The sequence below is a fragment of the candidate division KSB1 bacterium genome, assembly GCA_022566355.1.
In the GTDB taxonomy this organism is placed as follows: Bacteria; Zhuqueibacterota; JdFR-76; order JdFR-76; family DREG01; genus JADFJB01.
Genome location: JADFJB010000045.1, coordinates 22,727 through 32,839 on the forward strand (window position 1 = coordinate 22,727; position 10,113 = coordinate 32,839).

At 37.0% G+C, this 10,113-nt stretch carries 9 protein-coding genes; 7 read left to right on the forward strand and 2 right to left on the reverse strand.

Annotation, left to right across the window (positions count from 1 at the left end):
* Positions 1 to 8: 8 nt before the first annotated feature.
* The 4 genes from IIC38_09740 to IIC38_09755 all read left to right on the forward strand — a co-directional run bounded on the left by IIC38_09740 (position 9) and on the right by IIC38_09755 (position 4,510).
* Positions 9 to 311, forward strand: coding sequence for a YXWGXW repeat-containing protein (locus IIC38_09740; protein ID MCH8126231.1), 303 nt, complete (start codon positions 9 to 11; stop codon positions 309 to 311).
* An 18-nt stretch (positions 312 to 329) separates the two neighbouring features.
* Positions 330 to 1,892 carry a hypothetical protein gene (locus IIC38_09745; GenBank protein MCH8126232.1) on the forward strand — a complete coding sequence of 521 codons (1,563 nt, stop codon included), beginning with the start codon at positions 330 to 332 and terminating at the stop codon, positions 1,890 to 1,892.
* A 20-nt stretch (positions 1,893 to 1,912) separates the two neighbouring features.
* Complete coding sequence (locus tag IIC38_09750; protein ID MCH8126233.1) at positions 1,913 to 3,532, forward strand: hypothetical protein; 1,620 nt, start codon at positions 1,913 to 1,915, stop codon at positions 3,530 to 3,532.
* A 297-nt stretch (positions 3,533 to 3,829) separates the two neighbouring features.
* Complete coding sequence (locus IIC38_09755) at positions 3,830 to 4,510, forward strand: winged helix-turn-helix domain-containing protein (protein MCH8126234.1); 681 nt, start codon at positions 3,830 to 3,832, stop codon at positions 4,508 to 4,510.
* A gap of 152 nt (positions 4,511 to 4,662) precedes the next feature.
* Here IIC38_09755 and IIC38_09760 read toward each other — a convergent pair whose 3' ends face one another.
* The gene (locus IIC38_09760) at positions 4,663 to 5,352 is read right to left on the reverse strand and encodes a rhomboid family intramembrane serine protease (GenBank protein ID MCH8126235.1); all 690 of its coding nucleotides are present in this window, start codon (positions 5,350 to 5,352) and stop codon (positions 4,663 to 4,665) included.
* Entirely contained in the window at positions 5,349 to 7,769 is a 2,421-nt protein-coding gene (locus tag IIC38_09765) for a M23 family metallopeptidase (GenBank protein MCH8126236.1), read from the reverse strand. Before IIC38_09765 ends, IIC38_09760 begins: the two co-directional genes overlap by 4 nt.
* Positions 7,770 to 8,014: 245 nt before the next feature.
* On the opposite strand from IIC38_09765, the gene IIC38_09770 reads away from it, so the two are divergent.
* Genes IIC38_09770 through IIC38_09780 form a run of 3 tightly spaced genes read left to right on the forward strand, consistent with a single transcriptional unit; the run spans position 8,015 to position 9,835 of the window.
* Complete coding sequence (locus tag IIC38_09770; protein ID MCH8126237.1) at positions 8,015 to 8,326, forward strand: hypothetical protein; 312 nt, start codon at positions 8,015 to 8,017, stop codon at positions 8,324 to 8,326.
* A 17-nt stretch (positions 8,327 to 8,343) separates the two neighbouring features.
* Positions 8,344 to 9,474, forward strand: a complete 1,131-nt coding sequence (locus IIC38_09775) for a patatin-like phospholipase family protein (GenBank protein ID MCH8126238.1) — start codon at positions 8,344 to 8,346, stop codon at positions 9,472 to 9,474.
* A gap of 31 nt (positions 9,475 to 9,505) precedes the next feature.
* The gene (locus tag IIC38_09780; protein ID MCH8126239.1) at positions 9,506 to 9,835 is read left to right on the forward strand and encodes an MGMT family protein; all 330 of its coding nucleotides are present in this window, start codon (positions 9,506 to 9,508) and stop codon (positions 9,833 to 9,835) included.
* Positions 9,836 to 10,113: the final 278 nt, after the last annotated feature.

Below are 10,113 nucleotides of genomic sequence, written 5' to 3' on the forward strand. Positions count from 1 at the left end.
AGTTAGAAATGAAGATCAGATCAATGTTAACCATATTGATGGTTACAAGCCTTACTTGTTTAAATTTGGAGGGATGTGCAACACGTGCAGTTTATGTAAAAACAGCGCCACCGGCTAAAAGAGCCGACGTGCGTCCGGCAAGACCTTTTGCCAAAGCTGTTTGGATTGCCGGATTTTGGAGATGGAATGGCAACAAATATGTTTGGCTTAAGAGTAAATGGGTAAAACCTCAAAAGGGGTTTAAATGGGTTCCAGGTCATTGGAAAAACTCCTCCCGAGGATATCGCTGGATTCCGGGACACTGGAAGTAAATAGACAGGAAAAACGAAATGCCTTCTCGATCCCTAATATCACTAATTTCTCTAATCATTTTGTTATTGTTATTCGCAACATCTATTGAAGCTCAACCCACAGATTTAAGTTCTCGACAATCTATCGAGATTGTAAAGCGTCAATTGAAGTTTCTTATAGATGTAAACAAGCAATTCCCGAATGATAAAATTGATGATCTTATCCGAAAAATTGAAATACGCATTACTAAAGCGATTCATGCTCACGATAATAAACAGTTCAGACTTGTGGCCCTGGAGATACAAACTGCAAAGATACTTATAAATCGAGCGATGACATTGGTTTTAAGAGGCCCTCTAACTATTTTGAAGCAGCAGTTGGAAGATAAAATTCGGATGGTAAGAAATGTACTGCAAAAAAATTTCCACCAGAATGCACATAAACTTCTGCAGCAGGCACTGAAGAACAAAAATGAAGCTGACGATGCAGTTCAACATCGGAATCTTCAGAGGGCAGTAGAGTTTTATCGTATAGCCAAATTCAATATCGATAAAGCTTTTGATTTATTATCGAGGACCGGAGGGGATAAATTATACACTGCTTACCTGGAGGCAAAGGCCAATTATGAACAATTAATAAACCGAATTCATGGTCTATTAGCAGGAGATCGTAAGTTAGATATTAGCACTAACAAAGATCAGAAACTTTGCCGTGAATTATACAAACAAGCTTTAAATCAACAAAAACAAGCTGTAGCTGCCTTTAACCGGCGTGAACTCAAAAGGGCTATTGAACATTATGGCTGGGGCACTAGGCTAACTCTTAGGGCGATTGATGTATGCAAGCCTCCATCCATATCTGATGCACTAAGAAATTTGAGGCAAGCTGCATTTGAGGAATTGCAGCTAGTAAAAGAATTGATGCAATCTGTAGAGAGGTCGTTGCATGAAAATCCCTTTTCTCAACGAAACAAGTTATATCGACAGGCCCAACAGGTATATTCAGATGCATCTCGCTCTTTTGATGTTGGGGATTACTCCCAGGCTGTGCAAAAAATCAGACTGGTAAAACGGATTGTCAGTAGAGTATCCAAACTGTCTGGCAAAGAGGATGTAAGCAATCGTAACAGGTTTGAGCAAGAATTGGATCTGTTTAACAATTTGCTAAAAAAAATCGAACTTCAGGTAAAGGACAACCAAAATCAATCCTTTGAAAACATCCTAATAAATGCTCGTCGGTTTTTAGTGGAGAGTCAACATGCATATGCAAGCGGGAATAAAATTCTTGCCACGGCTAAACTATTTACGGCAACCAAATTTGTACTCAGTGTAAAGTCTCAACTATCCAATGAAGCCCAGGTTGATAACCTCAGGATTGAAGCAGGCACAGCTTTTGCCAGGTTTGAACAGAAGCATCTTGGTTTGCAAACTCAATTTGGCAGTAGCACCGATCCATTCATTCTTGCCTGGTTTGCGTTGGAATCAGAAATTTATCAATTGACATTAAATGCTAAAAATTCTGAAAAATATGAAATGGTGTTAGAAAATTCCCGAGTAGGTCTTCAGCTCATTGATCGAATTGAAAAGCATCAAAAGCAGTAAGCTGTGTTTCGGGCAAGCAAATGAAGTTCAAAATCCCCACCATCTTTTCTATTAAATTCTGGCTCTGCTACTTATCTTTTTTTGTGTTAATTTCCCAATTTGAATTACCCCCACTTTATGCACAAAGTAGAAATGAAAAAAACAGCGATGAAGAAGTTGTTGATCCGATTCTTAGGTATGAAATTCAAAACCTGAATATTGAGATAAGATGGGCGGAGTTTGCATTATATGAAAATTTTGCAGATTTGATTGAATTAAGGCAGTTTAGCAAAGATGCGGTAGAGAAAGGGGATTACGAGCTTGCGTTAATTTATTTGGATGAAATTATTGAACTTACTGACGAACAAAGCAGTGATTCAACTATCCAATACCAATTAGCAGCTTTGGATGAATCTTTTGAATTTTCAAAGGATAATTTCACTACTGAGATTGTCTTTGGAATGGATTTTAGTGAGCAGGAGTATAACCTGACATTTGGGCTTAGTGACAGTACTTTTATCGATAGCCAAAATAATCCATATAGCGGATTTCGTCTTAGATGGGCCAGTTACCAAGCTAACAATTTTAAAGTTGAATTAGACGGTTTGATGAAAGTGAGCCGTGATTATACGTCCTGGCAAGCTCAATCACAATTTACTAAGAATTTTATTACAGGTTTTGAAATACACTTTGGTCAGGTATTCGATGGACTTAGCTATAAACGGAGCTTTCCTATCGAGTATTGGCAAAGTAGTTCAAATTTAATTCTTGAGAAGAGATTCGGTGATGATTTGGCGCTATCTATCGGGGATGAATTCCAATATAGAAGCTATGAAAATGAATCAGAATCGTTCCCAACATTCCAGAAAAACGAATTTCAAACTGTGTTAAGAGCTTCGGATTTTTTAAATAGTCGGTTAACTATAGATTTCACCATTGATCAAAGGATTCAAAAAACATTTCAACTTTATGATTATGTAGATCGGAGGTTCAGTATTCAACACTCATTTAATTCTTCATTGAATACCTCTTTTTTAGGCTGGTACCAATTTCGGGATATGAAATATACACAAGTAAACTCGGATTCCTCGTTTTTAACAGATTTCCGACAGCATTTTATTACCTTAAATGTAAGTCAAAGTCTAATTAGGTCAGTCTCATTAAAACTATCAGGAGAGGTAATACTTCGAGATCATCCCGAAACCTATTTATATACACCGGATTTTACTTACCTGAGATTTGAACCCGGTTTTTTATTTGACCTTTCGAACCAACTCAATTTGGGTATCAATTATATTCTCGAATCAAAAGAATATAAAAAGAATGAGGTTCAGCAATCGAATTTACTCATCAGTCAAAATAAATTATCCCAGGGTTTATTGTTGTCCCTGGATTTTTTCAATTATAAAAACTTGCTTTGTAGTTTGAGCCATACATTTATGTTTAATTCCTATCCCGATGCAGGTGATGAACCTATCCCGGGCTTTAGCCTTTACACAAATCGATCCCAAAATAGTACATTATTGTATCTATCCTATCAAGTAATAGATCCGCTTGAAATTACTTTGGTCATGCAATATGACTTGGACAAAGATCGCGAAATTAAGCACAATGATTCTCGCAGTTCTATATTCTCTTTGGATATAAATTGGAAATTCTAGCCATTTAACCAATTTACTCAAAATGATCATTTTTTAACCAAATGGTCATTTTTCCACCACTTTGTGAAAATTAAATTGACTTTAAATATTAAGAATTTGTAACGATTATCATTTTCGTAAACTAATTGTAATAAAGTTGTAAGCCTTTTAAAAACATTTATTTAATTTAATATTGTATAGTAAGAAGTTACAATAAATAAGTTTTTACTGTTTCAAAATGGTATTTTTGGCACACTCATTGCAATGATTACAGTAAAACAAAATAAATTACTAAAATTTAACATAAGGTGATGAAACATGGAAAACGAAAGAATATTAATTGCACTGCCCGAGAATGAGAATAAAAATTCTGTAAGCAGAATATTGAGACAAAAAGGGTACGACGTTACCTTTAAGCGTAAAGGGCAAGAAGTATTGAATTACGTTAAAAATGATCTTCCGCTTGTCATCCTTATGGATTACAATCTGAAAGGTAAAAACGGTTGGGAGGTTAGCAAAGAATTAAAGAGCGACCAACTGACTCAAAATGTTGGTGTCATACTCCATTGTGAAATCAACGAGGAGAATGAAATAATACATGCATTTGAAATGGGCGCAGACGACGTCATTCATGCGGAAAATTCTGTTCGAGAAATTGTAGCCAGAGTAGACGCACTTATCAGAAGATTGAAGAATGGGCATAATTGTATCAAAGTTCAAGATCTTGAAATTGACCTGGATGCTCATCGAGTAAAGAAGGATGGAGAACCAATTGACTTAACTTATATTCAGTTCAAATTGCTCTACTTATTAGCATCACGGCGGGAAAGCATTTTTTCTCGTACTGAAATCCTAGAAAGAGTTTGGGGCAAAAAAGTATATGTCACGAATCGTACTGTTGACGTTCATATTAAAAGATTAAGAGAAAAGCTAGGCGAAATTCGTTATCCATCTAACTACATCCAGACGATACATGGCGTGGGATATCGATTTATCTAAATAATATACAAGCATTTCTTCCTCCCAAGGGGCCTCCGGTGAAAGCTGGGGGCTTTTTTTTGTACATCACCTTAATTCCACAGAAAAATATTCGAAATTCATTAACCGTTAAATCCATTAAATGACTATAAAGCGAGAATCGATTCAATAAATCAATACCAAATTTGCACTTTGCGTTTTTGAAACTTATTCACAAAAATTAATCCTGCGATAAAGCCTCCGATATGTGCAAACCAGGCAACTCCCCCCATATCCAATGCATCAAGAGAAGTGAACCCACTCATGATCTGCATGAGGAACCAGAATCCCAAAACGATGACAGCTGGGACTGAAATCACCTGAATAAAAAAGATAAAGATAATGAGTACTTTTACCTTTGCTTTTGGAAATTTTAAGAAATAAGCACCCAAAACTCCGGAAATTGCTCCACTTGCTCCAACCATAGGTATTGTGGAGGAGGGCGCTATGATAATTTGAGCAAGAGATGCAATAAGGCCTGTGAGCAGGTAAAATAGTAAGAACCGAAACGATCCCATTAGGTCCTCTACATTGTCTCCGAAAATCCATAAAAATAGCATGTTGCTGGCAATGTGAAAAAATCCACCGTGGATAAACATAGATGTGAAAAGTGTAAAGATATTGGCAAAAGGTGTTTGGAACTCAGGTCTCGATGCAATTTCCCTGAAGTGTGTTATTTCATAAGGTATTGTCCCATATTTAATAACAAATCCACTTCCTTCGAAAAGAAACTGGTTGAAAAATACCAAAATATTTACAGTGATAATTGTATAGGTTATAAAGGGAATATTTTGTGTGGGATTTTCATCATTTAGGGGAATCATTTTGTGTTTTCTATCCTGAAACTGTAGGAACGGTTAGTTCGATTTCCTGCTTGATCTTGAATCCAAAAATCTATTTTATGCCAACCGTTTGATAATGGCTTCTCTACGATAAACTTGATTTGATCAACTTCCGGATCTAATTCTCCTATATAAAATTGTCCGTCGAGAAGCATTTCAAAATCATCTTCGCTTCCAATCTTTGATAAATTATCTGAATAGTGGATGCGAATAGTTGGCTTCGAATTACTTGTGGTTTTTCCATTTGCGGGATAAATAAGCCTTACTTTTGGAGGTTCATCATCTCGTAGAAGCGTAAACCTGCTAATAGAAATTAATCGTGTTTTAAGCATTTTATTTTTACTATCGTATTGATTGCTCACAAAATTCCATTTTTTCTTACGCAAATTAGGCGTGTAAATTCCAATTTGCCGGATTCTGTCAATATCACTGGATACCGGAATTGAAAGCTCGATGCTCTTTAAAAAACCGGCGTAGGGTGGATTTACTCTGAAAACAGGCGAAATGGAATCTCCGGGAACGGATATTCCTAAATCGCTTCTCCGAACTTGCTCCAATGAAAGATAGATATTGCGATTACTAGCATATGCCGGAAAATTCAATTCACCATTTAAGCCCGGCAAAGATAAAGTATATTTTTGATCTACTGGAATTCGATGATAAAAATAGCTTTTTTGAACGATGGGCTTTTTAATCACATCTTTTTTTATGTAAAGAACAAAAGTTGTGGAATCCTCTGCGAGTTCGTATGCCGGAAACCAGGCGCTAAATTTATATAAGTTGTGAGCTGTCAATTCCAATTCCTTAAATCCGGTATTTTTGTTCCTCATATGAAGTAGTAATGGCGTTAAAATGGGATATTGACTCGAAATTTCAACCACTGCGAAGGGATCTTTTACTATTAATTCCAGATCAATTTTTTCATTTTCAAAAACAAAGTTATCCGGTACTATGAATTGGGGAAAATATTCAATCCCTTGGCTGTCGGTTTTTGTGATTTTAATATAGGGTTCCAAAAAATCAAAATGGTTGGTGCCAGAAGCGCCGTTTCCCACTGGAATTAAATTACCTCTAAGAAAATCATAAGCATCTTCCGGATTTATGGTTTGCCAATGACTTTTTTGATCTAAATAATGCCAGAAAATATTTTGGCCCTCTTTCTCAATGAGTCCGGTTATTTCGGCTGGGTTTATCCATTGCTTATCAGGTTTTGGTTTTTGTCCAGCAATAATTGGAACATGAATAGTAGTTTTATTGCCAAAATAATCCAAAAGATCTATTCTTAGTGAATGATCTCCCGGCTGTAAAATTGTAAAAGGTTTGCGGAGCATCTGTAGATAGAGGTTATCGAATTCTGCCATTGGAGAAGTTGATAACGGCTCAGGCAGAAGCCACGATAAATAGTTTGTTTGTTTGGAGAGACTATCAGCATAGCCCATTGTATAAAGAATTCCTTGCTCTTCATTGAAAGAATGATAAAAAGGCAATTTGTTAAGCTTTTCCAGGAATAGGTTATGAAAATATTTTCCGTTATTTGATAAGAACCAGTTGTTTCTATCCAGAACAACATGGGTATTTTGGTTAAATGAGAATTTATCATAAGTGCTATGGAATATTTTTTCGCCATCTAAATAGGTGATGAGTTGGTAAAGAGAAAATTTATTTCTAGCGCCGTTAGCTTGATCATAAGCACTAATTGAAAATCCGATCATTCCCCATATTTGAATTGGATTTTTTACAGTATATGTGTTTCTTCCTTTTTTAATCAATTGAAAAATCTGAGGGGTAGACCAACCATTAATTTGCGATGCCAAATTCATTGTCTCCACACCGATTGCAGTTGGAACAGGTGCCAGTGTATCTTTTATTTTGAATCCCTTTAACAAAGGGTTCGTAGGGAAATTATCAGTATTTCTGATTTCAAAATGGAGATGAGGATAGCCAATTCCTGTGCTGCCGGTAAATGCAATGAGATCACCTTTTTGAATTGGGAATTCATTTTTTTTGAAAAATTTTGTAACAGAATGCCGTCGATTTTTCTTCTGGGTTTTCCGCATAATATTCTCTAAATAAGGAGAGAACTTTTGTAAATGGGCATAAAGCGCTATTTCACCAGTGTCTAATATTTGGTAGATTACTTTACCATATCCAAAGGGGGATATTTTTACTTTCCAGATATAACCGTTTCGAGTAGCAAAAACTTTGTAGCCCTCTTTGCCCCAGGTTTTTATGTCTATGGCCGAGTGAAGTCGGTTCGGGCGTGTTTCAGCAAAGGAAGAAGTAAGCAACTTGCTTGCATTCGTCGGCCATAAATAATCTTGAGAAAGGCAAACCGAACAGGCCAGTAATAGAAAAAACAGGGATCCAGTCGCTTTTGTAATCTTTTGGTTTTTAGTCATATTAATTTAATTTTTTTTTACATTGAAAAAGAGCTTAATATTTTTCGGCATCAATCATAGAATACAAAATATAAAGAGTTTGAAACATAGCCGCAATATTGTTTGAACAACCCTAAAAACTCAATTTAAAGTATTTGGGTTTCATTATATTTTTAGATTTTTCTAGAATTATAGGATCGATCAAAATATAGTTATGTTGTCTGGAATTAATTTCGTATTTTCAAGTTAAAAAAAGAGTGGATAATATGCATGTCAATTTTAAAAAAATGGGTTGGATTAGTCCTTCTCCAGGAGTGCGATTCAAATCCTTTATAAGAAATGGCAGACAATTACGGTTTGTCGAATTTAATGAACAATTTCGAGAACCTGACTGGTGCGAAAAAGGCCACATCGGTTATATTCTTGAAGGTATACTTGAGATTGATTTCAATGGTAAAAAACAAGCATATGAGCCCGGAGATGGTTTGTTTATTCTAAAAGGGGATGCTGAAAAACATAAGGCCCGGGCCATTGGCGGACGGGTTAGACTGATCCTTGTCGAAGAAATTGATGACTAAACCTTGCATTCGTTAAAATGAAGAATGGAAAATTAGCCCTGGTATTAACCGGAGGCGGTGCACGGGCCGCATACCAGGTTGGATTTTTGCAGAGTTTAGCAAAGCATTTCCCTGATCTGCAAATTCCAATTATTACAGGAATGTCAGCAGGTGCGATTAATGCTTCATTTATCGCAAATCATCCGGGTTCATGTACCGAAGCCATTCAGGCACTTACTGAAATTTGGAATGAAATTACACCTGAAAAGATATTTCGAGTGGATACAAGGTCTCTTTTGACTGGTATGTTTAAATCCATTGTTTTCGTATTGTTAGGAGCAGGATCGAAAAAACCGAGAATCAGAAGCCTGGTAGATACGAATCCATTACGCGAATTCTTACAACGACACTTAAAGACCGAAAAGGGTCAATGCAATGAAATCGAAAATAAATTAAACATCGGTTCTTTCGAGGCCCTAGCAATTACCACCACGAATTATATGACTGGTCAGACTATTACATGGACACAAGGTTGCAGTTTACAAAATTGGAGAAGACCCAACCAGGTAAGCAGAAAGACCAGGTTTACGATTGATCATGTGATGGCTTCGGCAGCAATCCCGGTTTTTTTCCCTGCAGTTAAAATCGGCAATGAGTGGCATGGTGACGGTGGCATCCGGCTTTATTCACCCCTCTCTCCTGCAATCCATCTTGGCGCCGACCGCATTTTGGCAATCTCAACCCGTTACACAAGATCAAAAGAAGAGGCCGATTTGCCGGTTATTCGGGATTATCCGCCTCCTTCTCAAATTGCCGGCATTTTAATGAATGCTATTTTCCTGGATTCTTTGGATCAGGACGCAGATCGTCTGGAGAGAATAAATCGGCTGTTGCGAGAACTGCCGGAGGAAAAGCGTGATGGCAGGCGATTAATTGAACTCTTTATCCTAAGACCGACAGTTGACCTGGGTAAATTGTCACTGCAATTCGAACCCAAATTACCACCCCTGTTTCGTTACTTGATGCGCAAACAAGGTTCCCGAAAAACCACCAGTCCCGATTGGTTGAGTATGGTTATGTTTCAAAAAGACTATCTTCACAACTTAATCGAATTGGGTGAAAAAGACGCCGAAGACAAGTTTTCGGAAATTGAGAGTTTCCTTTCATGAAATTTAGAACAAGACTTATTTCATAAAAATTGTGAAGCAATCAATTTATGAAAATATTTATTCAATCGTTCGTCTGATTCCCAGGGGTAAGGTTGCCACCTACGGTCAAATTGCTAATATTGTTAGCAGCTGCACTGCCAGGATGGTTGGATACGCAATGGCGGCGCTTCCCAGCAATTCAGATGTTCCCTGGCAGAGAGTACTCAACCATAAAGGTAAAACAAGTACGAGAGCAAGTGGAGATGGCGATATCATTCAACTAAAAGTATTGGAAACCGAAGGAATTCGTTTCGATGAGAATGAATCGATCAAGCTTGAACAGTACCGGTGGACCGGACCTGAAATGGTTCAATATCCTTAATTTAAGCTAATGTCTGAACAAAACTAGCATTTCTATCATTCCCGCATGTTTTCAGGTTGTGAGAAAATGATATTAGCCTTGATTTAAAATGGATTCTTTATGGATTCCAAAAAAGCAAAGGCATGTCATCCCGTCGTACAGGCTGTCGCAGAATGCGCAATATCATTAAAATGTCATTCTGAGCGCCAGCGAAGAATCTTGCTGGTACAGCCCTTAATAACTTGATTATACTAGAGTTACAACGAGTTTCAATCAAGATCCTTCACTCCGCTTCGCTC